Source organism: Microbacterium sp., from assembly GCF_036823965.1.
Lineage (GTDB): Bacteria > Actinomycetota > Actinomycetes > Actinomycetales > Microbacteriaceae > Microbacterium.
In genome coordinates this window covers 213279-239494 of the sequence record NZ_DAITBE010000004.1, presented here as the reverse complement: position 1 = coordinate 239494, position 26216 = coordinate 213279, and the positions used below count along the sequence as shown (strand labels likewise).

General features: G+C 69.5%; 29 protein-coding genes. 18 read left to right on the top strand and 11 right to left on the bottom strand.

Annotated elements, in window-relative coordinates; all coding sequences use genetic code 11:
- Nucleotides 1-35: 35 nt before the first annotated feature.
- Nucleotides 36-878 (bottom strand): helix-turn-helix transcriptional regulator, encoded by an 843-nt coding sequence (locus V7Z82_RS09285; protein WP_334150489.1) that lies wholly within the window; start codon nt 876-878, stop codon nt 36-38.
- A gap of 123 nt (nt 879-1001) precedes the next feature.
- Here V7Z82_RS09285 and V7Z82_RS09280 point away from each other — a divergent pair, with 123 nt between their 5' ends.
- Nucleotides 1002-1424 (top strand): DUF4279 domain-containing protein, encoded by a 423-nt coding sequence (locus V7Z82_RS09280; RefSeq protein ID WP_334150487.1) that lies wholly within the window; start codon nt 1002-1004, stop codon nt 1422-1424.
- On the top strand, nt 1424-2212 hold the full coding sequence (locus V7Z82_RS09275) for a DUF899 domain-containing protein (RefSeq protein WP_334150484.1): 789 nt from the start codon (nt 1424-1426) through the stop codon (nt 2210-2212). The genes V7Z82_RS09280 and V7Z82_RS09275 overlap by 1 nt, the downstream gene beginning before the upstream one ends.
- 29 nt (nt 2213-2241) lie before the next feature.
- On the opposite strand, the gene V7Z82_RS09270 is transcribed toward V7Z82_RS09275, so the two are convergent.
- On the bottom strand, nt 2242-2700 hold the full coding sequence (locus V7Z82_RS09270; protein ID WP_334150482.1) for a GNAT family N-acetyltransferase: 459 nt from the start codon (nt 2698-2700) through the stop codon (nt 2242-2244).
- Nucleotides 2697-3356 (bottom strand): TetR/AcrR family transcriptional regulator, encoded by a 660-nt coding sequence (locus V7Z82_RS09265; protein WP_334150479.1) that lies wholly within the window; start codon nt 3354-3356, stop codon nt 2697-2699. The genes V7Z82_RS09270 and V7Z82_RS09265 overlap by 4 nt, the downstream gene beginning before the upstream one ends.
- A gap of 70 nt (nt 3357-3426) precedes the next feature.
- On the opposite strand from V7Z82_RS09265, the gene V7Z82_RS09260 reads away from it, so the two are divergent.
- Complete coding sequence (locus V7Z82_RS09260) at nt 3427-4704, top strand: MFS transporter (protein WP_334150477.1); 1278 nt, start codon at nt 3427-3429, stop codon at nt 4702-4704.
- A 130-nt stretch (nt 4705-4834) separates the two neighbouring features.
- The gene (arfB, locus tag V7Z82_RS09255; protein WP_334150475.1) at nt 4835-5275 is read left to right on the top strand and encodes an alternative ribosome rescue aminoacyl-tRNA hydrolase ArfB; all 441 of its coding nucleotides are present in this window, start codon (nt 4835-4837) and stop codon (nt 5273-5275) included.
- A gap of 17 nt (nt 5276-5292) precedes the next feature.
- Here arfB and V7Z82_RS09250 read toward each other — a convergent pair whose 3' ends face one another.
- Nucleotides 5293-6315: an SDR family oxidoreductase gene (locus tag V7Z82_RS09250; RefSeq protein WP_334150473.1), complete on the bottom strand. Its 1023-nt coding sequence runs from the start codon at nt 6313-6315 to the stop codon at nt 5293-5295.
- A gap of 87 nt (nt 6316-6402) precedes the next feature.
- On the opposite strand from V7Z82_RS09250, the gene V7Z82_RS09245 reads away from it, so the two are divergent.
- Complete coding sequence (locus V7Z82_RS09245) at nt 6403-6951, top strand: TetR/AcrR family transcriptional regulator (protein ID WP_334150470.1); 549 nt, start codon at nt 6403-6405, stop codon at nt 6949-6951.
- 4 nt (nt 6952-6955) lie between these two features.
- Here V7Z82_RS09245 and V7Z82_RS09240 read toward each other — a convergent pair whose 3' ends face one another.
- Nucleotides 6956-9031: a bifunctional lysylphosphatidylglycerol flippase/synthetase MprF gene (locus V7Z82_RS09240; protein ID WP_334150468.1), complete on the bottom strand. Its 2076-nt coding sequence runs from the start codon at nt 9029-9031 to the stop codon at nt 6956-6958.
- A 103-nt stretch (nt 9032-9134) separates the two neighbouring features.
- Between V7Z82_RS09240 and V7Z82_RS09235 the strand changes: the two genes are divergently transcribed.
- Complete coding sequence (locus tag V7Z82_RS09235) at nt 9135-10190, top strand: PQQ-dependent sugar dehydrogenase (RefSeq protein WP_334150466.1); 1056 nt, start codon at nt 9135-9137, stop codon at nt 10188-10190.
- Here V7Z82_RS09235 and V7Z82_RS09230 read toward each other — a convergent pair.
- On the bottom strand, nt 10187-11008 hold the full coding sequence (locus tag V7Z82_RS09230; protein ID WP_334150463.1) for a tyrosine-protein phosphatase: 822 nt from the start codon (nt 11006-11008) through the stop codon (nt 10187-10189). The genes V7Z82_RS09235 and V7Z82_RS09230 overlap by 4 nt on opposite strands.
- Nucleotides 11009-11070: 62 nt before the next feature.
- Here V7Z82_RS09230 and V7Z82_RS09225 point away from each other — a divergent pair, with 62 nt between their 5' ends.
- Entirely contained in the window at nt 11071-12894 is a 1824-nt protein-coding gene (locus V7Z82_RS09225; RefSeq protein ID WP_334150461.1) for a glycerophosphoryl diester phosphodiesterase membrane domain-containing protein, read from the top strand.
- Nucleotides 12895-12909: 15 nt separating this feature from the next.
- Here V7Z82_RS09225 and V7Z82_RS09220 read toward each other — a convergent pair whose 3' ends face one another.
- Together V7Z82_RS09220 and V7Z82_RS09215 are read right to left on the bottom strand one after the other, a co-directional pair.
- The gene (locus V7Z82_RS09220; RefSeq protein ID WP_334150458.1) at nt 12910-13566 is read right to left on the bottom strand and encodes a DsbA family protein; all 657 of its coding nucleotides are present in this window, start codon (nt 13564-13566) and stop codon (nt 12910-12912) included.
- A 73-nt stretch (nt 13567-13639) separates the two neighbouring features.
- A complete protein-coding gene (locus V7Z82_RS09215) occupies nt 13640-14062 on the bottom strand; it encodes a hypothetical protein (protein WP_334150455.1) in 423 nt (140 codons plus the stop codon).
- Nucleotides 14063-14141: 79 nt separating this feature from the next.
- Here V7Z82_RS09215 and V7Z82_RS09210 point away from each other — a divergent pair, with 79 nt between their 5' ends.
- From V7Z82_RS09210 to V7Z82_RS09200, 3 genes are read left to right on the top strand one after another with little or no spacing between them, the layout of a single operon-like run.
- Nucleotides 14142-14492, top strand: coding sequence for a PLD nuclease N-terminal domain-containing protein (locus tag V7Z82_RS09210; RefSeq protein WP_045278772.1), 351 nt, complete (start codon nt 14142-14144; stop codon nt 14490-14492).
- Nucleotides 14489-16162, top strand: coding sequence for a 2-succinyl-5-enolpyruvyl-6-hydroxy-3-cyclohexene-1-carboxylic-acid synthase (gene menD / locus V7Z82_RS09205; protein WP_334150451.1), 1674 nt, complete (start codon nt 14489-14491; stop codon nt 16160-16162). Before V7Z82_RS09210 ends, menD begins: the two co-directional genes overlap by 4 nt.
- 44 nt (nt 16163-16206) lie before the next feature.
- Nucleotides 16207-17049 carry a PPK2 family polyphosphate kinase gene (locus V7Z82_RS09200; RefSeq protein ID WP_334150449.1) on the top strand — a complete coding sequence of 281 codons (843 nt, stop codon included), beginning with the start codon at nt 16207-16209 and terminating at the stop codon, nt 17047-17049.
- 9 nt (nt 17050-17058) lie between these two features.
- Here V7Z82_RS09200 and V7Z82_RS09195 read toward each other — a convergent pair whose 3' ends face one another.
- The gene (locus tag V7Z82_RS09195; protein ID WP_334150447.1) at nt 17059-18306 is read right to left on the bottom strand and encodes an isochorismate synthase; all 1248 of its coding nucleotides are present in this window, start codon (nt 18304-18306) and stop codon (nt 17059-17061) included.
- 82 nt (nt 18307-18388) lie between these two features.
- Between V7Z82_RS09195 and V7Z82_RS09190 the strand changes: the two genes are divergently transcribed.
- Genes V7Z82_RS09190 through V7Z82_RS09170 form a run of 5 tightly spaced genes read left to right on the top strand, consistent with a single transcriptional unit; the run spans nt 18389 to nt 23287 of the window.
- The gene (locus V7Z82_RS09190; protein WP_334150444.1) at nt 18389-18946 is read left to right on the top strand and encodes a hypothetical protein; all 558 of its coding nucleotides are present in this window, start codon (nt 18389-18391) and stop codon (nt 18944-18946) included.
- A 17-nt stretch (nt 18947-18963) separates the two neighbouring features.
- On the top strand, nt 18964-19683 hold the full coding sequence (locus V7Z82_RS09185) for a class I SAM-dependent methyltransferase (RefSeq protein ID WP_334150442.1): 720 nt from the start codon (nt 18964-18966) through the stop codon (nt 19681-19683).
- Nucleotides 19684-19728: 45 nt separating this feature from the next.
- Nucleotides 19729-20790, top strand: coding sequence for a polyprenyl synthetase family protein (locus V7Z82_RS09180; RefSeq protein ID WP_334150439.1), 1062 nt, complete (start codon nt 19729-19731; stop codon nt 20788-20790).
- Between the two features lie 55 nt (nt 20791-20845).
- Nucleotides 20846-22219: an FAD-dependent oxidoreductase gene (locus V7Z82_RS09175; protein WP_334150437.1), complete on the top strand. Its 1374-nt coding sequence runs from the start codon at nt 20846-20848 to the stop codon at nt 22217-22219.
- A 60-nt stretch (nt 22220-22279) separates the two neighbouring features.
- The gene (locus V7Z82_RS09170) at nt 22280-23287 is read left to right on the top strand and encodes an alpha/beta hydrolase (RefSeq protein ID WP_334150435.1); all 1008 of its coding nucleotides are present in this window, start codon (nt 22280-22282) and stop codon (nt 23285-23287) included.
- A gap of 7 nt (nt 23288-23294) precedes the next feature.
- Here the strand turns inward: V7Z82_RS09170 and V7Z82_RS09165 are convergent, their stop codons facing one another.
- Together V7Z82_RS09165 and V7Z82_RS09160 are read right to left on the bottom strand one after the other, a co-directional pair.
- Nucleotides 23295-23927 carry a GntR family transcriptional regulator gene (locus tag V7Z82_RS09165; RefSeq protein ID WP_334150433.1) on the bottom strand — a complete coding sequence of 211 codons (633 nt, stop codon included), beginning with the start codon at nt 23925-23927 and terminating at the stop codon, nt 23295-23297.
- Nucleotides 23928-24388: 461 nt separating this feature from the next.
- On the bottom strand, nt 24389-24877 hold the full coding sequence (locus V7Z82_RS09160; protein ID WP_045278762.1) for a YajQ family cyclic di-GMP-binding protein: 489 nt from the start codon (nt 24875-24877) through the stop codon (nt 24389-24391).
- A gap of 73 nt (nt 24878-24950) precedes the next feature.
- On the opposite strand from V7Z82_RS09160, the gene V7Z82_RS09155 reads away from it, so the two are divergent.
- The 3 genes from V7Z82_RS09155 (at nt 24951) to V7Z82_RS09145 (ending at nt 26145) form a co-directional block, all read left to right on the top strand.
- Complete coding sequence (locus V7Z82_RS09155) at nt 24951-25277, top strand: PadR family transcriptional regulator (protein ID WP_334150430.1); 327 nt, start codon at nt 24951-24953, stop codon at nt 25275-25277.
- Nucleotides 25278-25279: 2 nt separating this feature from the next.
- Complete coding sequence (locus V7Z82_RS09150; protein ID WP_334150428.1) at nt 25280-25927, top strand: HAAS signaling domain-containing protein; 648 nt, start codon at nt 25280-25282, stop codon at nt 25925-25927.
- Nucleotides 25928-25992: 65 nt separating this feature from the next.
- Nucleotides 25993-26145, top strand: coding sequence for a hypothetical protein (locus tag V7Z82_RS09145; RefSeq protein WP_334150425.1), 153 nt, complete (start codon nt 25993-25995; stop codon nt 26143-26145).
- The last annotated feature ends 71 nt before the right edge of the window (nt 26146-26216 follow it).

The window sequence follows — 26216 nt, the reverse complement described above, 5'->3', positions numbered from 1 at the left end:
CGAAACCGACAGATGCGGTCGGATGGGCGAGAGGATCAGCGCCAGTAGAGGTGATGCGCCGAGTCGGCCTGCACGCGGGCGACGTGCTGACGGGGGGTGAGCCCGAATCGCTCCTTGAAGCTCGCGGAGAATGCGCTGGTCGTGGCGTAGCCGCAGCGGTGCGCCGCGGCTCCGATCGGGGTGCCGTCGACGATCAGTCGCGCACCCAGGGTCATCCGCACGCCGGTGCGCCACCGCCCGAAGGTCATGCCGACGTCGTTCTGGAAGATCCGCAGGACGGTGCGCTCGTGCAGCCCGTGCGCGAGGAAGAGCTCGGTGGCGCTGCGCGGGTCGCCCGGATCGTCCAGCACCGCCTGCACGAGGGCGCGCACGCGTTCGTCGGTCGGCAGCGGCACCTCGCCCCAGCCCTCGAGCGCCTCCGGCGCCGGCTGCTGCAGCATCTCGATCAGCGTGGACTGGATGCGCACGCGCAGGCCTGTCGGCATGTCGTTGATGCCGAGGTGCAGGAGCATCTCCTGCACGGCGCGAGGCACGAGCACGCGGCTGATGTCGTCGATCGGGGTGATCGCCGATGATGCGGGCAGGTACGTGTAGCAGCCGACGGAGTCCCGTTCGTGGCGGGCGGTGTGCGGCGTCCGCGCGGGGATCCAGACGCCCTGGCCCGGCGCGAGGCGCCACATCGCATCCTGCAGGTGCACCCAGACGGTGCCGCGGTAGCACCAGGCGAGCATCGCGTCGGCATGCGAATGCGGCGGAGAGAGCGGGCGGGTGCCGGTGTCCTCGCCGGTCACGACGCCGGTGCCCATCAGATACGGCGCGGTGACCGTCGACGGATGCTCCGGGCTCGCGTCCCAGTCATCCTGCCGGTATGAGTTCATCGTGTGCTCCGCGTGGCGGTCGCCAGCGCAGCCGTGACGCGGTGCCGCTGGGACTGCGATGTCTCTGCAATCGTAATCCGCTCGCACCGCCTGCGGCGGCGGGACCGCCTCTATGCTCGTCTCATGATTCAGTCGGGACTGGCATCGCTCTCCGTGCTCTCGGACACGACCGACCCGGACGTCATCACGGAGGTGCTGGGACTCACGCCCGATCAGATCAGGCGGAAGGGCGAGGTGCTGCATCGCGGCCGCATCCGCACCATTCACGCGTGGTTGGTGGACGTGAACGAGCTCGACAACACCGAGGCGGACGAGACCGGCACCCGCGCGCTGCGCGAGCTTCTCGATCGCTGTACGCCAGCGGTCGGACGCATCGCCGATCTCCCTGCGGACTGCGAGGCTCGGATCTGGTGGTCGGCGTACTCCGATTCGAGCCAGGGCGGATTCGTGCTCCCGATCGAGCTCACCGTCCAGCTGGCCGCCCTGGGCGTGGATCTCTTCACGACCGTCTATCTCCAAGACGATGAGGACGCGGAGGAGGCGTGATGGCGGAGATCGGGAACCTGCCGGAGGTCGTGTCGGCAGACGAGTGGCTCGCCGCGCGAAAGGCGCTGCTCGCTCAGGAGAAGGACGTCACGCGCGCCAGGGACCGGCTCAACGCCGAGCGTCGCCGGCTGCCGATGGTGCGCGTGGCGAAGGAGTACGTGTTCGACGGGCCGGATGGTCCGGTGAGCCTGGCCGACCTCTTCGACGGCCGACCGCAGCTCGTGGTGCACCACTTCATGTTCGCGCCCGACTGGGACGACGCGTGCCCGAGCTGCTCGGGCGCAGCCGATCAGATCGGGAACCTGCGACAGCTGCACGTGCGCAACACGAGCCTCGTCGCGGTCTCGCGGGCTCCCTTCGCGAAGATCGACGCGTATCGTGAGCGGATGGGATGGGTCTTCCCGTGGGTCTCCTCGTACGGCGGCGACTTCAACTGGGACTTCCACGCCACCCTCGACGATCGGGTCGCCCCCGTGCAGCTCCACTTCCGCGACGAGTCCGAGCTCGCGCACGCCGGCACCCCGTGGACGGGTGGGCCGTGGACCGAGGCCATGCGCGGTGAAGAGGTGCCGGGGATCAGCGTGTTCCTCCGTGTCGACGACGAGATCTTCCACACCTACTCGACGTTCGGCCGAGGCATCGAGGAGTTCCACAACGGCTACCCCTGGCTCGACCTCACCCCGCTGGGGCGTCAGGAGGCGTGGGAAGAACCCGCCGGGCGCGCGCAGCCACTGGGGCTGCAGGTCGGCGGACCCGCGATGCGCTCGCCGGACGAGTACGACGTCTGAGACCTGATGTTCCGGAGGGGGACGATGCCTCAGAGGTCGAGTCGGTGCGGGATCGCGGCGCCGCCCTGGCGGTACGGGACGAAGCCCATGGCGGAGTAGTAGGCCAGAGCCGGTCCGTTGTCGGCGCCGATGGTCGCGTCGACGTGTCGCAGCCCGGCTGCCTTCGCTGCCGATCGTGAGATGGAGAAGAGGTGACGCCCGATTCCGTTCCGGCCGGCACTGGGGAGGATGTGCGTGCCGATGATGCCCCACCCTGGTTGCACGTCATACGGGTTGCCCGGCCAGGCGCGCTTGAGCGATTGGAACCCGAGGACCCGTCCATCCTGATCGGCGACGGTGCACGCGATCGTGTGCTCCGCATCGAGATAGCGCTCGTGAACGAGCGCTTCGTCGACCGGGCTCTCTCGGAGACCCGCGTGATAGATGGCGTTCTGCACATCCGTCATGCCTTCGGCGTCGGTCAGGCGGGCGGGGCGGTACTCGATCACTGAGCCATCCTCGCATCCGGGTCGACCGTGTCGCCCCTCGCGGTGAGGCGCTGCTCGATCGGCGCCCATCCGCCCTCGAGCACGGCGAACCCGGCTTCGAGGGTGCCGAGCTGGTCGTCGGTGTCGTTCACGAGCAGCTGCATCTGCAGGATGAACCGCGAGTAGACGCGGATCTCGGCAGTCGGCGCATCGAGTCCGAGCTCGTCGGCGATCGCCTCCGCCAGCGCATCCTCGTGCCGCAGCCACATCCGTGCCGCGTACTCGCGCAAGGCGGGTGTCTCGTTGAGGAACTGCATGAAGATGCGGGTCACATCGTTGCCGTGCTCGTCGACGTTGGCGGTGATCTCGGTCGCGTAGAAGTCATGGATCGCTCGGTGGATCTCGGTGCCGGCCGGACGATCGCGCACGGCGGACACGAGCCGGTCGCGCTGCTCGTCGTCCTCGTCGAACACGAGCGCCTCCTTCTGCGGGAAGTGCGCGAACACGGTCGTGGGGGAGACGTCGGCAGCATCCGCCACTTCCCGGATGCTGACGTTGTCGAAGCCGCGCTCGAGGAACATCAGCGTCGCGACGTCGGAGATCGCCTTCCGGGTCGCCGCCTTCTTGCGCTCGCGGCGTCCCATCGGCTCTGGAGAGTTCGGCTCGGTGGTCGTCATGCTCCCAGCTTATCGCGAACTCGATACAAAACTGGCTTGACACCAAAACTGGTACAGATACACTTTCGGTATGACTTCACTCACTTCCTCGATCCGGAACGCGAATCGCGCGTGGATCATGCTCATCGTCTTGACGATGCTCACCGTCATCGGCATGACGGTCGTTCTCCCCGTTCTCCCGTTCGTCGTCCTCCAGTACGTGTCGGAGGAGAAGGACCTGGCCGTCTGGGTCGGTGTCCTCGAAGCGGTCAACGGCCTCTGCGCCTTCCTCATCGCCCCGTTCCTCGGCCGCCTGTCCGATCGCTTCGGTCGCAGGCCCGTCATCATCGCCGCAGCTTTCGGCGCCGCGTTCTCGATGGCGCTGTTCGGCATCGGCGGCGCGCTCTGGGTGCTCGTGCTCGCCCGCGTGATCCAGGGACTCACCGCCGGCGACCTGCCGGCGCTCTTCGCCTACCTCGCCGACATCACGCCGCCCGAGAAGCGCGCGCAGCGGTTCGGCCTCCTCGGTGCGCTCTCCGGGATCGGCATGATGATCGGCCCGGCCATCGGCGGCCTCCTGGCATCCGTGAGCCTGCAGCTCCCGGTGTTCCTCACCGCCGCGGTCGGGCTCACGATCGCGATCCTCAGCATCTTCCTGCTCCCCGAGAGCCTGAAGCCCGAGAACCGCATCACCTCGATCTCCGCGCGCGACGTGCAGCCGTTCGCGGTCTTCAAGAACGCGTTCGGCCGCAAGGAGCTCCGCGGCCTCATGATCGGCTTCGGTCTGCTCGCCCTGCCCTTCGGCTTCTTCGTGAACAACTTCAGCGTGCTCGCGCTCGACTCGATCCAGTGGGGGCCGACGCAGATCGGTCTGATGACCGCCGCCGTCGGCATCATCGACATCCTCATCCAGGGCGTGCTGCTCGGCATCCTGCTGCCTCGCATCGGCGAGCGCGGCGTGATCGTGAGCGGCATCGTGGCCCAGATGGTCGGCCTCATCGGGCTCGCCGTCGTGGCCTCGATCTTCGCCCAGCCGTGGCTGTTCATCGTCGGAGCGCTCATGCTCGCAGCAGGCCAGGGCGCCTCGCAGGCGGCCATGGACGGCGCCATGTCGAACGCGGTCGGCGACGACGAGCAGGGCTGGCTCGGCGGCGCGACCCAGTCGCTCAACGCCGCCATGGGCACCGTCGCACCCCTGATCGCCGGCGCCCTCTACGCCACCATCAGCCACTCGGCCCCGTACTGGCTCGGCGCCGCGCTGATGGTCGTCGCCGCGATCGTGGTCGGTCGTGCCCACATCGCGAACACGGCGAAGAGGTCGCCGATCGATACTCCGGCGCCGGTCGAGCAGGTCGCGGCCGTCGGCTGAAGACGGATGCCGCGCCGCGGCGCGTGCGCCGAGCGCAACGTCGCAGAGCGACACGAACGTCGCAGAGATTCCAGGATCTTCTGCGACGTTCGTGCGTGGTTCGTGCGCGCGCGAAGAGGATGATGGATGCATGGCCGCTCCTCATCGCCCCGGTCTGCGGGTCTCCGCGGGGGTCACGATCCCGGAGTCCGAGCTGTCGTGGCGGTTCTCGCGATCGTCCGGCCCGGGCGGGCAGGGCGTGAACACCGCCGACTCCCGCGTCGAGCTCCTCTGGGATGCGGCCGGATCCACGGCGCTCTCGCCGGTGCAGCGGGAGCGGGTCCTCGAGGGTCTGCGCGGTCGCCTCGTCGACGGAGTCCTGACGATCGCGGCATCCGAGCATCGCGCGCAGCTGCGCAACCGGGAGGCTGCCCGCGCCCGCCTCGCCGCACTGGTCGCCGAGGCCCTGCGTCCGCCCGGACCTTCACGTCGTCCGACGAAGCCGAGCCGCGGCTCGAAGGAGCGCCGGCTGAAGGCGAAGCAGCGCCGCACCGACGTCAAGCAGCTCCGGCAGCGACCTCGCGACATCTGAGGACGACGAGAGCGCGTCTAGCTGGGCTCGTGGGCGAGGATGCTCTCCGCGGTGTCTTGGATCGAGTCGGGAATCGATCGAGGACGCCATCCGAGCACGCGCTCCGCCTTCGCGCCGCTGGCGTTGAAGTCGTAACCGAGCTGGCCGCGGAGTGCTCCCATGGCAGGGTTCGTCCGTGCGAGGATTCGCGCCAGGAAGAGCGGCAACTCCCGTGTCGGAGCCTTTGCTGCGCGGGCACCGAGGCGCTCGCGCAGAATACGCGCGACTTCGACCATTCGCAGGCTTCGTCCCGACGTCGCCAGGAATCGCTCGCCCACGGCGAGAGGGTCGGTCATGGCCCGCAGGTGGAGGTCGGCCACGTCCCGCACATCGACCCATCCTGTGCCGAACGGCGGGCAGACGGGCAGTGCGCCGCTCAGCATGCCGCGAATGGTGCGAAGCGACGGCGGGTCATCGTTTCCGAGCAGCGGTCCGAGCACTCCGGTCGGCTGGATCGCGACGAGTTCGAGTCCGTTACCCTCGGTGGCGATGAAGTTCCACGCCGCCTGCTCGGCCAGCGTCTTCGAGCGCTGGTAGGCCGGGATGTCGGACTCGAGGTTCGTCCAGTCGGCCTCCGTGAACGGCTCGGTCCGGCTGCGCGGATGGCCGTAGACGATCGCCCCGGACGCGCTCGTCAGCACGACTCGTCGCACGCCCGCATCGCGTGCGGCACGGAGGACTCGCAGCACGCCGCCGCATGCTGCCGACACCATCTCGTCGACCTCCATCGGGCCGTTTCGGAGTGTCGGCGACGCGACGTGCAGAACGGCATCGACGCCGTCGTGTGCTTCCGCCCAACCGGCGTCGCTCTGCAGATCCGCCTGGACGACCGTCAGTCGCGCATCGTCGAACTCGGCGGCCGCATGAAGCTGGGCGCGCAACGCGTCGCCCTTCCCCAGGTCGCGGACGGTGGTGCGAACATCGTGACCCGCTTCGAGCGCGGCCAGTACGCACCATCCACCGATGAAGCCGGATCCGCCGGTGACGAGTACTCGTGTCATGTCATGCTCCTTGTGGTTGTTATGCTTAGACGGAGAAGTCTCCGATTAATTTAACGGAGATGTCTCCGTTTAGCAAGGAGTCTGTTCATGGTCCGTTCTGATGCGCGCGAGAACCGCGATCGACTTCTCGCCGTCGCCCGGCTCGCCTTCGAGGAATCCGGTCTCGCGTCGCTCAATCAGATCGCTCAGCGCGCCGGGGTGGGGCCGGGGACGCTCTATCGCCACTTCCCCAACCGTGAGGCGCTCATCCTGGCGGTCTACCAAGACGAGTTGGATCGACTGCTCGAAGAGGTTCCGGAACTGTTGGCCGAGTATCCGCCGATCGAAGCGCTCCGGCGATGGACGACCAGGCTCGTCGCCGCGATGCGCAGAAAGCACGGACTCGGCGACGCCATCAGCCAGGCCACCCACCAGGCCGCCGCGGCCGAGTCATACGGCCCCGTGGTCGCGGCGATCGCACGGATTCTCGAGGCGGGAAAGGCGGATGGCTCGATCCGTCTCGACGCGAACCCCGCAGACTTCCTGATGCTCACGGGTTCGCTCTGGCGAGCGTTCGACAACACCGACGCGGACCCGGCGCGGATGCTGGACCTGATCCTCGACGGCCTCGGCGTTTCAGGCGGCGGCGCTCACTGATCGCCTAGTCCTTGCCGCCCCCGCGCACGAGCTCCAATCCCGCCCCGGCGAACTGCCGGATCGTCGCATCGGGCAGGAACGCCCTCGTCAGCGCACCGCCGATGCGGGTCAGGTCGCTCTCGTCGCGGAACAGCAGGTACATGGTCTCGTACCGCGGGTGGAACTTCTGCTTGAAGCGGTGCAGCGAGCCGAAGCCGTAGACGGGCTCGAGCGCCTCGGCGAGGCGGTCACTCAATGCGGCGATCATCCCGGCATCCGGCGGATAGTCGTGCGCGAGCGGAGCCCCGGAGAGTGACATGATCTCGGCGCCCTCGTCGGAGAACTCCCGCGCCGACATGCCGATCAGATACTCCATGACCGGCCCGAAGCCGCCCTCGCGGCGACGCATCAGGTCGAGCGTCCAGCCTCGCACCGTGCCGCCGTCGCCGTAGACCGGCAGCCACGAGAGGAATCCGTCGACGTCGCCGTTCGGAGCGAGCGCGAGTGCGAGCCGTACCTCTGGGTCCTCTGCCTCCTCCAGCGTGCCGAGCGTGAAGCGCATCTCCGGCAGATCCTTGTCGCCGACCCAGGCCTCCGAGATCGCCCGCAGCTGCTGCTGCACGCCCCACGACTCGGACTTCAGGTGCGTCATCCGGAACGTCATCGCCTCGCGGCCGGCCTTGTTCAGCGAGGTGCGCACGGAGTTCCACCGCTTGCCGGTGAACTCGAGCCCCGGCAGGTCGACGATCGTGTCGTCCGCCACCACGATGCTCCGCCACGTCGACGGCACGGCGGCGAGGGTCGCGGCATCCGCGCTGAAGAAGCAGGGGACGAGCCCGGCATGCTCGGCGGCGCTGATGAACCCGGTGACCGCCTCCGCCCGCGACTCGGCCGGTCCGATCGGATCCGCGAGTGCGAGGGCGACGCCGTTGCGACGCTGGTATGCGACGATGCCGCCGGCCACCCGCGCGTAGCTGTTGCCGTCCCAGGTCGTCATCCACGACAGCGTGCCGCCGCCGTGCGCGCGCAGCTCGGTCTTCACGTCGTCGACGGTCGGAGCCGGCTGGCTGCCGATGGTCGACTTGCGCTTGGCACGGAACGCGCGCCGCACCCAGATCAGATACACCAGCATGATCAGCCAGAGGAAGCCGTTCGCCATCACGAGCTCGGTCTCGCCGTCCCAGCGCACATCGAGCTCCGCCTGGCTGGTCAGGATGATGAGCGCGAGCACCAGCGCTGCGCCCGCCAGGTTGAACAGGCCGAGCAGGATCGCGAGCACCCAGGCGAAGCGGCGTCCGCGGCGCAGACCGTTCACGAGCACGAGGATCACGACGAGGTCGATCGCCAGGTCGATGAACCCGCCGGATGCCGGCTCCGTCGGCCCGAACGGACCGTCGGTCGCGACGAGGGTCGTGATGATCTCGACCGCGCCGAGCACCAGGATCGCCACCACCGCGATGAGCCGCTGTTCGCGGACGGTCGTGTGCCGCACGCGCAGCGACCGGTCGACGACCAGGATCAGCAGCACGGCGAGCAGATGCTCGAGGTCCGCGAGCTTGCCCCAGAACAGCATCGCGATGAACACGAAGCCGAGCAGGATCAGCCAGCCGCGCACCCGCCACGGCGGTCGGAACAGGCCGACCGCCGCCGCGATGCAGGCCATCGTGCCGCCGGACGCCCCGACGTCGAGCGCCTGCGCCTGCGCCGTCGCCCACGCCCAGGGGAACTGCGAGAGCGCGAAGAGCAGCAGCGCGGTGGCGAAGATCGCGAACAGCTGTCCCACCCAGTAGTACGCGAGGGCGACGCGCGTGCCGCGACGGAACTCCAGGTACGCCATGCCCCAGAAACCGGCGATCGTGAACAGGTACACCCAGGGCTGGTTCACGAAGAAGGTGCCGGTGATCGGCGTCCACCACTTGCCGTCTGCGAGGTTCGGCAGGCCGTAGGCGACCGAGCGGAACAGCTCGGCGTCCTCGAACGGAGCCCACAGCCCGCGCCAGACGACGCCGACCACGAGGATCAGCGCGATCATGGTCAACGTCGCCGGGATGCGTCGGATGACGGAGAGCACTGCGGGCGTGCGGTGTCGGGGCTCGCTCATGCGCTCAGCGTAGCGACCGGGATATCGCAGCGGGAGAGATTCGCCGCGCCCTTCCCTCCTGAGCCGGAGCAGTGTGGGATGGAGGGAACGGGAGGAGTATCGGATGCCGCGACGCGCACCCATGTGCATCACCGGGGCTGTTGCGGCCGCGCTCGCGCTCGCCGCGTGCACCCCGACGGTCCCTGACTCCGCGGCGCCCGCCGCGCCGGCGCCGGCCACGGCGGTGATCGCCGAGGGGCTCGATGCGCCCTGGTCGATCGTCTTCCATGAGGGCACCCCGCTCGTGAGCGAGCGCGACAGCGGTCGGGTCGTCGAGCTCGCCGCCGACGGCTCGACGCGCGAGGTCGGAGTGATCGACGGCGTCGTCGCGAGCGGGGAGGGCGGACTCCTCGGCCTGGCCGTGCACGACCGACAGCTGTACACGTATGTCACGGCCGACGACGGGAATCGCGTCGAGCGGCGCGAGCTCACCGGCACGCCGGGAGCGCTCGGCCTCGGCTCGCCCACGACGGTGATCGACGGCATCCCATCGGCCGGGAATCACAACGGCGGACGGATCGCCTTCGGCCCTGACGGGATGCTCTACGTCACCGCCGGCGATGCGGGTGATCGCGACAGCGCGCAGGACGTCGATGCGCTGTCGGGCAAGATCCTGCGGCTCACGCCCGAGGGCGAGGTGCCGGACGACAACCCGTTCGACGGCTCGGCGGTGTACAGCCTCGGCCACCGCAATCCGCAGGGCATCGCCTGGGATGCCGGCGGCACGATGTACGCGAGCGAGTTCGGGCAGGACACCTGGGACGAGCTGAACGTGATCGAGCCGGGCGGGAACTACGGCTGGCCGATCGTCGAGGGCATCGCCGACGACGAGGACTTCATCGATCCGGTCCAGCAGTGGCAGCCGTCGGCGGCGAGCCCGAGCGGCATCGCCGTCGTCGGCGACGACATCGCGATCGCGAACCTGCGGGGAGAGCGGCTGCGGATCGTACCGCTCGACGACCTCGCGGCGGCGACCGAGTGGTTCACCGAGGAGTTCGGGCGCCTGCGCGATGCGGTCGTCGCTCCGGACGGCTCGCTCTGGATCCTCACGAACAACACCGACGGACGCGGCGATCCGTCCGACGGCGACGACCGCATCCTTCGGCTCGAAGTCGACTAGCTCGGCTGCTCTCCGCGGAGCACCCGTCGCAGCGCTGCGACCTCGTCATCCGTGAGTCCGCCACTGCGCAGGTACGCCGCGGCATCGCCGGGCTCGGCGGCGATCCAGTCGATGGCGGCTTCGATGGCGGATGCCGGCGACTCGGTCGCGAGGGCCTTCAGCCGCGGAGTGAGCGGCACGCCGATCGAGGTGATGAGTCCGGTCAGCGCCTCCGCGAATCCGCGAGCGAGGTTCTTCCCGGTCTGGGTGTAGTCCTCGACGATCAGGTCGCGCGGCACCCCGGCGACCTGCAGGAGCAGCGCGGCCGCGAGCCCTGTGCGGTCCTTCCCTGCGGTGCAGTGGAACAGCACGCCGGGACGCTCGGTACGGGATGCCGCGATGACGGCGCGAGCGACGGTCGCGAACTGCGGGGCGCTCCCGCCGAGGATCGCGACATACAGGTCCTCGAGCGTCGGCACCTGGTCCAGCACCTCGGCGAGCTGGGCCTCCGTGAGCGGGGTGCCGTCGGCCGCCGGCAGCAGCCGCCGCACCATCTCGTCCATCGCGCCGCCCTGCACCGGCAGCGGCACGAGCGTGATGCTCCCGTCGTCGGGGAGCCGATCAGCCGACCGCGAGCGCTCGCCGTCGGTGCGCAGATCGATGACCGTGCCGATCCGGAGATCGGCCAGCCCCTGCAGTCCGGTGTCGCTGAGGGCACCGAGCGCATCCGAGCGGAAGAGGACGCCGGACGCCAGCACGCCCCCGCCATCCGTCGGGAACCCCGAGAGTTCGCGCGCATTGTGCGTCACAGGCAGTACAGCAGTCAGATCCAGTGTCATCAGGCCCCTCCACGGTCGTGCCCTCAGCGTATCGGCGAGCCCGGCGCGGATAGTCTCTGAGCATGCGCACGAGGACCGGCCCACGCACCGGTGCTTCGGCATGGTCGCTCGCGGCGTCGGCTGCCGCGGTGGCGTGGCAGATCCTCCGCCGACGTCTGCTGCTCGTCCTCATCGTCTCGATCGCGACGCAGGGGCTGTACGTCTGGGTCGTGCTCCCGCTGCTGCTGGCGCTGTTCCAGGGCGCGCTCCGAGTCGCTGGCGTCGATGGGATCAGCCTGGCCGGTCTCCCCGGTCTGCTCGGCAGCCCGCTCGCAGTCATCGCACTGCTGCTGATCGCGTTCGTCGCGACGGCCTTCGCGCTCATCCAGGTGAGCATCTTCTCCATCGTCGCGCGCCTCTGCCTCGCGGGGGAGGCTCCAGGCGCGGTCGCGATCCTCCGCGGCGTCTGGACGCTGCTGCGGCGCTGCGCGAGCTGGCAGGTCCTCCTGCTCGCCGGGTATGCGCTGCTGGTGCTGCCGCTGTCGCATCTCGGCGTCGGTTCGACCGTGAGCTCGCACATCGCCATCCCGGCGTTCATCAGCGGAGAGCTCACGAAGACGCCTGCGGGGGCGTGGGCGTACGCGCTCGTCGTGCTCGGTCTGCTGTATCTGGCGCTGCGACTCGCGGGCACGGCAGCCGCGCTCACCGGCGACGAGGACAGCGTGCTCGGTGCGATGCGCACGAGCTTCGCGCTCACCCGCCGCACCCAGCTGCCGGTCGCCGTGCTGTTCCTCGCCATCGGCGCGGGCGCGGCCGTCATCTTCGCCGTCGCGGCGCTGATCGGGACGATCCCCGTCGCGGTCGCATCGACATCAGGTGCCGGTGACCAGGTCGCCGGCAGCATCCTCGCGTTCCTGGATCTGGTGCGCTTCTTCGTGACGGGTCTCGCCGCCGCCTTCCTCGCGTTCTTCTTCGTCGCGCTGTCCCGCCGGCGGCAGCGCGAGCGCGAGGAGCCGACGATCACCTGGCGCCCGGTGCGCGACCGGGTCTCCCTCGTCGTGTCCGTCGCAGTGCTCGCGCTCTTCGTCGTGCTCGGCGCTCCGCAGGTGCTGTTCGCCACGATCGCCTCGCAGGAATCGCCGTCGCCGCTCATCATCGCCCATCGCGGGTATACGGCCGGGGGAGCGGAGAACACGATTCCCGCGCTCCGTGCTGCAGCCGAGGCGGGCGCCGATGTCGTCGAGATGGACATCCAGGAGACGGCGGACGGCCGCTTCGTCGTGATCCACGACACCGACCTCCGGCGGCTCGCCGGTGACCCGCGATCCGTGTACGACCTCGATCAGGAGGAGGCAGCCGGCATCATCGTCCGCCAGGGCGGGTTCGAGAGTCCCATCCCGACCCTGGAGGAGTACCTGACGACAGCCGACGAGCTCGGCATCCGGGTGCTCGTGGAGGTCAAACCGCACGGGCACGAGGCTCCCGGGTTCGCCGAGCGGGTGGTGCGCACGATGAACGAGCTCGACCCCGGCCATCGGCACATGATCCAGTCGCTGGACGTCGGGGTCGTCGACGACGTCATCGCGGCCGACCCGGCGCGCACCGTCGTCCTGGTCACCGGGTTCCAGATCGGCGACGCCCCGAGCACGGGCGCCGCCGCCGTCGCGATCGAGGACTGGTCGTACTCCGACGAGATGCTGGTGAGCGTGCACGACCGGCAGCAGCGACTCTTCGTCTGGACGATCGACGACGGCGGACTGCTGACCGACTACCTCGGACGCGGCGTCGACGGCATCATCACCGATCGTGTCGCGGAGGCCGTCACGGCGCGCGAACTCGACGCGACGATCAGGAACCCGGTCAGCCGCTATCTGCTGGCCGCGAGCAAGACCATCCGGCCCTGGTGATCGGGGCCGCAGTCCTCAGCCGTTCACGGCCTGCTCGACCGCCTGCTCGAGGTCATCCCATTCCTGCAGCACGACGGCCTTCCCGTCGATGAAGAACGACGGGGTGCTGCTCACGCCGAGCCGCTCGCCGTCGGTCTTGTCCGACTGCACGCGCTGCAGCGTGGCAGGGTCGGCGATCGCGTCGTCGTAGGCGGCCATGTCGAGCCCGAGCTCCTGCGCGAACGTCCGGAACACCTCGGGCGTCTCCTCGGCACCCTCGCCCCACTGCGCCTGGGTCTCGAACAGCCGGTGGTACATGTCCTCGAACCGGTCCTGCCGCGCTGCGGCCTCGGCGGCGAGTGCCGCCTGCGTCGAGTTGATGTGGCCAGGCAGCGGGAAGTAGCGCACGACGTACGTGATGTCGCCCGCGTAGGTCTCGCGGAGCTCCTCCACGATCGGGTAGAACGCGCCGCACGCCTCGCACTCGAAGTCGAGGAACTCGACGACGGTCACGGCGTCCGCTCCACCCTGATCGAGCACGTGCGAGTCGGTGCGGGTGGTCTGCAGCTGTTCGCCCTCGGCAGGGGGCTCCGGTGCGGCGGCGCGCTGGCTGATCGCGAACACGATGCCGACGATGAGCAGGACGACGGCGACGGCGATGGCGATCAGGGTCGCCTTGACAGAGGTCTTCATGGGGGTCTCCAGAGAATGGTGCAACGACAGGGGTGGATGCCGCGCATGGCGGCTCGATCGACGCGCTGTCGGTTCAGGTGCGGGAGACGGAGAGCTGGGCGAGGGTCAGCGCGGGGATGCGACGCGGCGGTCCTGCACGGGTGAGCGGACGCAGCCGCGGGGTTCGGCCGAGCAGCACGGTGCCGCCCGCCGTGCGCAGTCGGCGCAGCAGCAGGACGAGAGCGATGCAGCACAGGGCCGCGACCGCGCAGACCGCGGCATCCGAGGACAGCACGTCGATCGCGGTGATCTCCTCGTGGTGCCCCGCATCCGCTGCGGCGGACGTGGATGCACCCGACCCGAGGCAGATCGTCGCGGCGGACTCGGCGCCGCCGTGCGAGGTCGACCAGGCGCCGACGACGAGCAGCAGCGCGAGGCCGAGCGCAGTCACGATCCTGGCGACCAGCACCTGCTCGACCCGCTTGCGCGGGGCGGGGAGGGGTGGCGAGGGCGACATGACCCGCGAAGTCTAACAACGGCGGGTATGGCCGCCCATTCTGGGCGCCGCCTTCCATGAACGTGCATACACTGGAAGGGTGGCAAGACTACTGATCGTCGGCGGTTTCCTGGCCGCCGTGTTCTGGGTGTTCAGCATCGTGGACTGCGCAGTGCAGCCGGCGACGCGGCACCGCGGTGTGCCCAAGCCCGTCTGGCTCGCGATCGTGGTCCTCATCCCCGTCATCGGCGGCATCCTGTGGTTCGTCCTCGGCCGTCGCCGCGCGAACGACAAGGACACGATCCGGCTTGTCGCCCCGGACGATGACCCGGCATTCCTCCGCAGCATCAGCAAGACCGAGCAGGATGCCCGCATCCGTCGCATGGAGGAGGAGCTCGCCCGTCTCGACGACGAGACCGACGAGCCCCCGGCCGCGGAACCTCGGGCGTGACAGCCTCTGCCGCATCGGATGCCGCGGCATCCCTGATCGCGGAACTCGTCGCACACGGCGTGCGCGACCTCGTGCTCTCGCCGGGGTCGAGGTCGCAGGCCATCGCGCTCGCCGCCGTGCAGGCCGCGAATACCGGTGGACTGCGGGTGCACGTGCGCATCGACGAGCGTGTCGCGGGCTTCACGGCACTCGGCCTCTCCCGCGAGACGGGCGTGCCGACCGCAGTTCTCTGCACCTCGGGCACGGCCGTCGCGAATCTGCTGCCTGCCACGATGGAGGCCTTCCACTCCGGCATCCCGCTGCTGCTGCTCACGGCAGACCGCCCGCCCGAGCTGCGCGGTGTCGGCGCCAATCAGGCCACCGTGCAGCCGGGCATGTTCGCCGCCTGGGTGCGCGCGGAGCTCGACGCTCCGGTCCCGGATGCGGCTGCCTCTGACGCCTGGTCCGGTCTCGCGGCGCAGGCTGTGGCCGTCTCGCTCGGAGCTGACGCCGACCGAGCGCTGCCGGGTGTCGCCGGGCCGGTGCACCTCAACCTGCCATCCCGCGAGCCGCTGTCCGGCACCGCAGCCGAGGTTCCGCTGGTTCCCGGCCCCGCCCCCCGGATCGACGAGCACGAGGCGTTCGTCCTCGAGCGCGGACCGCGTACCGTCGTGATCGCCGGTGCGGATGCCGGGCCGATCGCCGAGGAGATCGCATATGTCGGCTCGTGGCCGCTGATCGCGGAGATCGTCAGCGGCGCCCGGTTCGGACGCCAGATCGTGCACGGCTACCGCGAGCTGCTGCGTCGCGATGATCTGGGCGGACGCGTCGAACGTGCCGTGGTGCTCGGGCATCCGACGCTCAGCCGCGAGGTCACGGCGCTGCTGTCGAACGCGGCCGTCGAGGTCGTCGCAGTCCGGCACGGCGGCGAGGAACTGAACCTCAACCACTGCACCAGCGCCGTGGCAGCCGTCGCCGTCGCCGACGGCTCAGCCGATCGGGACTGGCTCGGCGCGTGGCTCGAAGCATCCGCCGCGTCGGCCGTCGACCTCAGCGAGGACGCCCCGGATCAGGGCGGCCTCGCATCGACGCACTTCGCGGCACGGCGGGATGCGGTGAAGGCCGAGCTCGACGCTGTACGGCGCCCGCTCGACCGCGCACTGCTGGTCGACTCGGTGTGGCGCGCCACCTGGCCGCACGACCGCCTGATGTTCGGCTCCTCGCGCCTCGTGCGCGTGGCCGACGGCGTGCTCGGCGGCAAGAAGGTGCCGGTGCACGCCAACCGCGGGCTCGCCGGCATCGACGGCACGATCGCGACCGCGACCGGCATCGCGCTCGCGAGTCAGGCGAACGGCACTCCGGGCATCACCCGCGTGCTGCTCGGCGATCTCGCCTTCCTGCACGATGTCGGCGCCCTGCTGCTGCCGCCCGACGAGACCGAGCCTCGCCTGCAGGTCATCGTCGGCAACGACGGCGGCGGCACGATCTTCGACGGGCTCGAGGTCGCAGGATCCGCCGCGAAGGCCGATCTCGACCGAGCGTTCTACACGCCGCACACCGTGCGCCTGGAGCAGCTCGCGATCGCCTACGGGTGGGAGTACCGCCGCGTGACGACCCGCACGGCGCTCGATCAGGTGCTGACGACGCCGTTCGGCGGGCGTCAGCTGATCGAGGTGCCGCTGCCCCGCTGAACCGGGGGCGTGCACTGCACGCCGGGACTCGGCAGGATGAGCACATGAACGCACACAGCTGGGCAGACATCCTCCGCGTCGACGAAGGGTTCCGTCTCGCCGACGTCGACCCCGGCAGCAGGCCGGGCTACGACCGCGGCAAGACGCACGGTACGAAGGATCTCGAGACCGGTCTCGTGACGCTGAGCGGACTGCAGGAGCGCCTGTTCGCCGAGAGCCGGGTGGGGGTCGCGAAGAACGCCGTGCTGCTCGTGCTGCAGGCGATGGACTCCGCCGGGAAGGGCGGCATCGTCCGTCATGTCGTCGGCGGCGTCGACCCGCAGGGCGTCGCGCTCGCGGCGTTCAAGGCGCCGACTGCCGAGGAACGGGAGCATGACTTCCTGTGGCGCATCGAGAAGCGGCTGCCGGAGCCGGGGTTCATCGGCGTCTTCGACCGCTCGCACTTTGAGGACGTGCTGATCGGCAAGGTCCGCGAGCTCGCCGATGCCGCCGAGATCGAGCGCCGCTACGACGCCATCAACCGATTCGAGGCCGGCGTCGCGGCATCCGGCGTTCGCATCATCAAGGTCATGCTGCACATCTCCCCGGAGGAGCAGAAGGAGCGCCTGCGCGAGCGGCTCGAACGTCCCGACAAGCACTGGAAGTACAACCCGGGAGACGTCGACGAGCGGCTGCTGTGGGACCAGTACATGCAGGCGTACCAGACCGTGTTCGACCGCACCTCGACCGAGGCCGCGCCCTGGTACGTGATCCCGGCGAACAGCAAGTGGTACGCACGGCTGGCCGTGCAGGAGCTGCTGCTCGCCGCGCTCGAGGACATCGACCCGCAGTGGCCGGTGGCCGACTTCGACGTCGAGGCCGAGAAGCAGCGTCTCGACGCGAGCTGAGTGTGCGCCTCAGGCGAGGGCGTCGACCAGCGGGCGGAACTTCACCCTGGTCTCGAGCAGCTCCGACTCCGGGTCGGAGCCCGCGACGATGCCAGCGCCCGCGTAGGCGGTGACGCGGATGTCGCCGTCGCCGTCCTCGAACTGCGCGCAGCGCAGCGCGATGGCCCACTCGCCGTTGCCCGCGGCGTCGACCCAGCCGACCGGACCGGCGTAGCGCCCGCGGTCGAAGGGTTCGAGCTCGCGGATCACGCCGATCGCGATCGTGGTCGGCGTGCCGGCGACGGCGGCGGTCGGATGCAGCGCGCCGACGAGGTCGAGGGCCGATTCGCCCTCAGCGAGCTCGCCCTCGACGTCGGTCGCGAGGTGGAACAGGTTCGGCAGCTTCAGCAGGAAGGGCTGCTCGCTCGCCGCGAGGACCCGCGTGTGCGGGCGGAGCGATGCGAGCACGCTCTGCACGGCGTACTGGTGCTCGTCGAGATCCTTCGTGCTCGAGGCGAGGGATGCCGATGCCGCGGTGTCGGCATCCGCGTCGGCCCCGCGGCCGATCGTGCCAGCGAGCACGCGTGCGGTGACGGTGCGGTTCTGGACGGTGACCAGCGTCTCCGGGCTCGCGCCGATCAGCCCGTCGACCGCGAAGGCCCACGTGTCGGGATACCCGGTCGAGAGCGCTCGCACGAGTCGGCGCAGATCTGATCCTTCGGGGATGCTGCCGGTCAGGTCACGCGCGAGCACGACCTTGCTCAGCTCGCCCTGCGCGATGCGGCCGAGGGCCTCGCGCACCGAGTCCTGATACCCCTGCGGGCTCTGCGCGCCAGGGCCGACCGTGCCGGCCCAGTGCGGCCCGTACGGGTGCTCCGTCGCAGCGGCGGGCGCCTCAGCATCCGCATACCCGATGGTGGTGCGCCAGAAGCGATCGCCGTGGCGTCCGAGCACCTCGGACGGGATCACGAGCACGCTGTCTGCGGCCGAGCGCTCGTCGAACGCGAGCGCGCCGAAGGCGATGAGTCCGGTCCCTGGAAGGCCGAGCGGGTCGTCGATCCGCGCATCTGTCGTGAGGCGGCGCCAGGCTGTCGCGAGTGCAGCGCTGCGCTGCATCGGGGCGCCGGCCCTGGCGCGCAGCTCGCGCAATGGCTCGCCGACCGCGACGATGCCGTCTCCGCGACGCAGCCAGGCCAGCGGGCGGGCTGGGTCGGCCGCAGCCAGGAGATCCTCGATCGGATCGATCTCTCGGGTCTCCACGACCAGCGCGCTGCTCACCGCTCCAGCCTAGGACTCGCTCCTGTGCGCGAGAAACCGACGCGTTCAGCCTCGCGTCGCCGCACGCTCCTAGGCTGAGCGGATGAGCGACGCACGGCCCGCACCAGGCACCGAGATGATCTTCCAGTGGCGCAAATGGGACGGCTCGCCGCACTGGCGCCACGAGTGCGTGTATCTCGGCGCCGACGAGTGGGGCGACTGGATCGGGCAGCCCGTCGGCTGGCCCAGCGAACGACCCGGAGCCGCATTCATCGCGGCAGGGCCGAATGTCACGCTCGTCCCCAGGCGGACCGACTACGCGCTCACCGTGAACCGCGATCATCCGAAGGGGATGCGGATCTACATCGACCTCGGATGGGATGTGCGCTGGTCCGATGATCCACTGCTCGCGACCGGCATCGACATGGACCTCGACGTCGTGCGGGTGGTGGGGGAGCGCGGCACCTGGGTCGACGACCGTGACGAGTGGGCGGAGCACAGCATGCGCTACGGGTATCCGGCCGAGGTGAAGGCGGTGCTCGAGCCGCTCGCACTCGACCTCGAGGACCGGGTCCGCAGGCAGGTCGCACCATTCGACGACGCGACGGCCGATGCGTGGCTCGACCGGCTCGAAGCCCTGCGGCTCGCTCCAAGGCGGTGACACCTACACTGGGTCAGGTGACCCCGAACGAGCCCAATCGCGCCGATCTCGGCAAGGACCCCGCCCGCGTCAGCGGCATGTTCGACCAGGTCGCGGCCGGCTACGACCGCACCAACACGGCGATGACCTTCGGCAACGACGCGCTGTGGCGCGCTGCCACCACTCGCGCGGTCGCGCCGAAGCCGGGCGAGCGCATCCTCGATCTCGGCGCCGGCACCGCGTCGTCATCCGCCTCGCTCGCGCGCAGCGGCGCGCAGGTCGTGGCGGCCGACTTCTCGCCCGGCATGCTCGCGGAGGGGCAGCGCCGCCACGGCAGCATCCGCAATCTCTCCTTCGTCGAGGCCGATGCGACCGACCTCCCGTTCGAGGATGCCGAGTTCGACGCCGTGACGATGTCGTACGCGCTGCGCAACGTCAGCGACCCGAAGCAGGGGCTGCGCGAGCTCTTCCGCGTGACGAAGCCCGGCGGCCGACTCGTGATCAACGAGTTCTCCACGCCTCCCGGCGCGCTGTTCCGCGGCGCCTACCGCTTCTACAACGACCAGGTGCTGCCGCGCGTGGCCCGCATCGCGGGCACGAACGGCGACGCGTACGACTACCTGAACGAGTCGATCCGCGACTGGCCTGACCAGAAGAAGCTGTCGGCCTGGATCCGCGAGGCGGGGTGGACCGACGTCGCGTACCGCAACCTCACCTTCGGCATCGTCGCCCTGCACCGCGCCCGCAAGCCGGAGTAGTGCCGTGGGCGCTGCACGGACGCGCGACGGCGCTAGGCTGAGAACGTGACTTCGAGCCGCGTTGCCCCTGGTTCGCGACTGGCGAGCCGTCTCGGCTTCAGCGACCGTGTTTTCATCGGTCCAGCCGCACGCCGGGTCGCCCGCGCCATCGAGGACGGCCTCGAGCTCGTCGAGACGGGGCTCGCGGAGGACGTGCGCGTCGCCGACCCGCTGGCCGATGCTGCGAGCCGCTACCTGTACGAGGCCGGTGGCAAGCGCATCCGTCCTGTGCTGACGCTGCTGGCAGCGCAGCTCGGCGACGGCAACACCGAGCAGGTGATCGACGTCGCCAAGGCGCTCGAGATCACGCACCTCGGCTCGCTGTATCACGATGACGTCATGGACGGCGCCGACCGTCGTCGCGGAGTTCCTGCCGCGCATGCGGTGTGGGGCAACAACATCGCGATCCTCACCGGCGACATCCTGTTCTCCCGCGCGAGCCAGCTGATGTCTCGCCTCGGCGAGCGCGCCATCCGCCTGCAGGCCGACACCTTCGAGCGGCTCGTCCTCGGTCAGATGCACGAGACCCTCGGCGCGCAGCCGGACGACGATCCGATCGAGTTCTACATCCAGGTGCTCGCCGACAAGACGGGGTCGCTGATCGCTGCCGCCACGCAGGGCGGTGTGATCTTCTCGAACGCGCCCAGCGAGTACGAGGAGCCGCTGCGCGTGTACGGCGAGAAGATCGGCGTCGCGTTCCAGCTGCTCGACGACGTGATCGACCTCTCTGCCAAGCCGGAGGACACCGGCAAGGTGCCGGGTACCGACCTGCGCGCCGGCGTGCCGACCATGCCCTATCTGCTCCTGAAGGCCGAGACGGACGACGCGTCCGTCGATCTGGCCGCGCGGATCGACGACGGCGTCGCGCGCATCGCGGACGGCGCGGACCCTGCCATCCTGGACGGGCCGCTCACCGAGCTGCGCGACCACGTCGGAACGCAGAACACCCTCGCGCTCGCGCACACCTGGACCAAGGATGCGATCGACGCACTCGGCCCGCTGCCGCGCGGAACGGTGCGCGAGGCGCTGACCCGATTCGCAGAGACACTCGTCGAACGCTCCAGCTGAGCACGGCGCGGCCCTCGTCGGCCGCGCGGCTCGCTGCGGCACCAGAAAGGACCCCATGACCAAGCTCAGACTTGCCATCGTCGGAGCAGGGCCCGCCGGCATCTACGCCGCCGACATCCTGCTGAAGGCCGAGCGGAAGTTCGATGTCTCGATCGACCTGTTCGAGCAGCTCCCCGCGCCCTACGGTCTGGTCCGATACGGGGTCGCCCCCGATCACCCCCGGATCAAGGGGATCATCGGAGCGCTGCGCGATGTGCTCGACCGCGGTGACATCCGCCTGTTCGGCAACGTCCGCTTCGGCGAGGACATCACGCTCGAAGACCTCAAGAAGCACTACAACGCGGTGATCTTCGCGACCGGCGCGGTCCGCGACACCTCCCTCGACCTTCCCGGCATCGATGCGGTCGCCTCCTACGGCGCTGCGGACTACGTCAGCTGGTTCGACGGCCACCCCGATGTCCCCCGCGAATGGCCGCTGGACGCGGCGTCCGTCGGCGTGCTCGGCAACGGCAACGTCGCGCTCGATGTGGCGCGCATGCTCGCGAAGCATGCCGAGGATCTGCTCGTCACCGAGGTCCCGGCGAACGTCTACGAGGGCCTCAAGGCCAGCGAGATCACCGATGTCCACGTCTTCGGACGCCGCGGACCGGCGCAGGTGAAGTTCACCCCGCTGGAACTGCGCGAGCTCGGTGAGCTGCGCGACGTCGACATGGTCGTCTACGACGAGGACTTCGACTACGACGAGGCGTCGAAGGATGCCGTCGCCAGCAACAAGCAGGTCATGGTCATCGACCGCGTGCTGCAGTCGTGGCGCAAGCGCGACTCGGTCAACAACGCCGGCGGGACGGCATCCCGTCGTCTGCACCTGCACTTCTGGGCTCGCCCGGTCGAGGTGCGCAAGGACGAGAGCGGCCGTGTCGCAGCGCTCGTCTACGAGCGGACCAAGCCCGACGGCCAGGGCGGTGCTGTGGGCACCGGAGAGCTCCGCGAGGTGCCGCTGCAGGCGCTCTACCGCGCGATCGGCTACTTCGGTTCGCCGCTGCCCGACGTGCCGTTCGACAAGAAGCACGGCGTGATCCCGAACCGCGAGGGCCAGGTGCTGGCGAAGGACTCCAACCAGCAGCTCCCCGGCGTCTACGCGACCGGCTGGATCAAGCGCGGCCCGGTCGGCCTGATCGGACACACCAAGTCCGATGCCATGGAGACGGTCCGTCACATCATCAACGACCAGGGCTCGTGGTGGCACCCCGAGGACCCCTCGGAAGAGGCGATCGTCGATCTCCTGCTGGAGCGCGGCGTGAAGTGGACCGACCTCGACGGATGGCACCGTCTCGACGAGCACGAGATCTCGCTCGGTGCTCCCGACGAGCGCGCACGCGTGAAGGTCGTCCCGCGCGACGAGATGGTGCGCGTCTCCCGGGGGGAGTGACCTCCGTCGCCCTGCGTGAGCCGCCCGGAAGGCGTGAGAGCGCTCGGCTAGCCTGGCGACATGGCTGACTGGATTCCCGACGTCCTCGGAGACGAGTTCGAGCAGCTCACGCTCGACCTGGACGATGACGATCACGGGCCGGTCGTCGCGACGCTCGTGCGGGCGCTGCCGACCGAGCAGGGCTGCTGGGAGCGCGTGCGCGGCATCCGACGTCCACTCGAAGGCGTCGACGTGCTGTACGTGCACGGCTGGTCGGACTACTTCTTCCAGAAGCGCCTCGCCAGGTTCTGGACCGCGCGCGGTGCGCGGTTCCACGCGCTCGACCTGCGTCGCTACGGCCGCAGCCTGCGCGAGGGGCAGATCCCGGGGTACATCAGCGACCTGAAGAGCTACGACGAGGACATCGCCGCGGCGCTCGAGGCGATGGGGCGGGGGACCGAGGGCGACGCATCCGGCCGGAAGCTCGTGCTGCTCGGGCATTCCACCGGTGGACTGACGCTGAGCCTGTGGGCCTCGCGGCATCCGGATGCCGCGGATGCCCTGATCCTGAACAGCCCGTGGCTGGAGTTCCAGTTCGCCTCCGTCCGCTCCGCGATCGCGCCGGTGGTCGAGCTCACTGCACGGATCAGGCCACTGGAGGTCGCGCCGCAGGTGGACCTCGGGTTCTACACGCGCGCGCAGCAGGAGGCGGCAGACCCGGACGACCCGGTGGAGGTGAACACCGACTGGCGGCCGGTGCAGAGCATGGCCGTCTACGCGGGGTGGCTGAGCGCGATCCTCTCCGGGCACGCGACGGTGGCCGCAGGGCTGTCGATCACCGCCCCCGTGCTCGTGCTGCTGTCCGCCCGCTCGTCGACGCCGAACAAGTGGACCGAGGATCTGACGAGGACCGATTCCGTCCTGGTCGTCGACGACATCGCGCGTGCGTCGCTGCGCCTGGGATCCTCGGTCACGGTCGAACGGATCGACGGCGCGCTCCACGACGTCTTCCTGTCGCGGCACGCGGCGCGCGAGGATGCGTATCGCCGGCTCGGGCAGTGGGCGACCGCCTGGCGCGCCACCTGGTGACCGTGCGTCACACGTAGAACATCGCGCGGGCGAGGGTCTCCGCGGCGTCTCCGTCGCCCGACAGCACCGCGGCCCTGAACTCGGCGTAGATCCCGCGCATGTGCTCGTGGTCCGCGACCGGGACGCGCCAGTCGCGCAGATTGCGGAACAGTGCGACGGTCGCGTCGTCGAGCAGTGCGGCCAGCGCGGTGTTGCCGCTGTGCTCGCCGAGGAACGAGAACACCGGCCATCGTGCCTCGGTGACCGGGATGTCGTCACCGAGCGCAGAGGACATCTGATCGATGAGCGCCGCCACCCGCTCGCGCTGCGGGAGGGTCATCCGGATCACGCCCATCCTGGCGGCGAAGCCGATCTGATAGCCGGCGAACTCCAAGGACTGCTCGACGATCTCCGGGGTGACATCGGTGACCTCGGTGTACCGACTCGGGTACATCACCACCAGCCCGTGGCGCTCCAACCGCTGCAGCGCTTCACGCACCGGCGTGCGGGAGACATGCAGCTCCTCGGCCACCTCGACATCCCGGATGCGGTAATGCGGCGGGAGGACCCCGTCGATGATCTGTCGTCCGATGTGCTGGAACACCTCGTCTGCGAGCGGCCGCTTGGTCTCGCTCTGGGTGTTCGTTGCTGCGTCGCTCATGGATTCTGCCCCCGGTCGTGCGTCCTGATCCCCATGCTCCGTGTCTCGCCGCACGCACGGCGACAGCGGGAGCTCGTCTTCGGTGCTCACGGTAGACGAGCCGTGTTCACAGACGAGCAGGCCGTGAGTGCACACGTCCTGCTCGTCCATGACCGGTGAGTCCGCATGACGCCCACCGAGTCTTCGACGCGAGCCACGGGAACACCGAGTGCCCGATCCCCACCGGGCGGGCCCCATGCTTCGAGGTGGTCACGACATCCAGGGATGCCGCGCATCGCGAAGTTCACGTCGTCGGCCGCCTCTGACGGACGGCCGAGGACAAGTCTTCGACATCCGCGCCGGTATACCGATATGCAATTCGCGAGCCGCTGAGCGCGGGGGAGGGCCGCCGTGTGGAGCACAGATGAACGACCCCCGCTCACCCAGAGGGGAGCGGGGGTCGGATGCCCAGCGGGCAGGTATCAGCGGTAGTTGATGAACTGCAGGTCGACGTCGAGGTCGGAGCCCTTCAGGAGCGAGATCACGGCCTGGAGGTCGTCACGGCTCTTCGACTGCACGCGCAGCTCATCGCCCTGGATCTGGCTCTTCACGCCCTTGGGGCCCTCGTCGCGGATGATCTTGTTGATCTTCTTCGCGTTCTCGGAGGAGATGCCGTCTTTGATCGTCGAGACGATGCGGAACTCCTTGCCACTCGCGAAGGGGTCGCCCGACTCGAGGCTCTTCAGCGAGATGCCGCGCTTGATGAGCTTCGACTGGAACACGTCGAGCACCGCCTTCGCGCGCTCCTCGGAGCCGGCGATGATGAGCACGCTCTCGCCGCTCCACGCGATCGAGGCGCCGGTGCCCTTGAAGTCGTAGCGCTGCTCGATCTCCTTGCGGGCCTGGTTCAGGGCGTTCTCGGCCTCCTGGTGGTCGACTTTCGAGACGATGTCAAAGGAACTGTCAGCCATACAGGCAGTGTACCGAGGGTCATCGCGGATCGGGGGTGGGCAGTAACGTGCGTCGCATGCTAGCTTGTGATGCATGACAGCCGACATCGGAGCGCAGATGCGCAAGGGGGTCGTCGAGTACTGCGTGCTCGGCCTCCTGGCGCGCGAGCCGATGTACGGCTGGCAGCTCGCGGAGGAGCTCACCGGCGTCGGCCTCATCGCGAGCATCGGCACGCTCTATCCGCTGCTCGGACGCCTTCGCGACAACGGCTGGGTCAGCACCTTCGACCAGCCGTCGGAGAGCGGGCCCGTTCGCAGGTACTACCGGCTGACGGATGCCGGCACCGAGCAGCTCGAGCGCTTCCGCGCGCAGTGGAGTCCGTTCGCCCGTGTGGTCACGGGCATCGTCGGAGAGGGATGAACATGACCGAGAATGCCGCTCAGGAACTGCGCGAGGAGTACCTCTCGCAGCTCGACGAGGCCATGCGGGGACTGCCGCACGGCGTCGCCACCGACATCCGCGCCGGGATCGACGAGGAGCTCCAGGGACTCGACGCGTCCGCGACGGCAGAGCGTATCGCCCGGCTGGGCGACCCGGCGGAGATCGCGCGCGGTGCTCAGGAGGAGACGCCCGGCGGCCAGGCATTCGCGCCGCCGCCGGTGGTCGCGCCGACGACACCTCGCGGGCCTGTGTCGGCGACCAAGGGGTTCGCGATCACCGCGGCGCTCGCCCTGGGGTTCGGTGGATTCCTGGTGCCGGTGCTGGGCTGGTTCATCGGTGTCGTCCTCGTGTCGCTGAGCGCACTCTGGAAGACCTGGGAGAAGGTCGTCGCGATCCTGGTGCCCTTCGTCGTCACCGGGCTGTCGTTCCTCGCCGCCTCGGCGTTCACCGGCTTCTCATCGGGTGCATCCGGCGGCAGCTCCTCCGGCATCGGCCCCGAGGTCGAGGCCGCCAACCCGCTGGTTCCAGGCATCGGCGAATGGCACGTCCTGATCCTCCTCGGGTTCCTGCTCATCCCGGCATCCGGTCTCTGGCTGCTCTGGCGGCTCCGCGGGCGCGCAGCTCGCTGACCGCGACGCGAGTCGCCTCGGCGTTGCTCCCGTGCTGTGCGGCTGCGCCGTCGTACCGTTGTCCCATGGCACGGGTCGACGGTCGCAACCTCACGATGAGCTGGATCGCAGGGATCTTCTGCGCCGGCATCGTCGGGGCGCTGCTGTGGCTCTCGCTCCCGATGATGCCGGTGCTCGCGGAGCTCGCGGGTGACACCCTGCGGAGCATCCTTCCCTGACACCGAGAACCCGTGATCCGGCGGTCCGACGACACGTCGGCACGCCTCCCTGAGCGCCCCGTTCCCCGGCG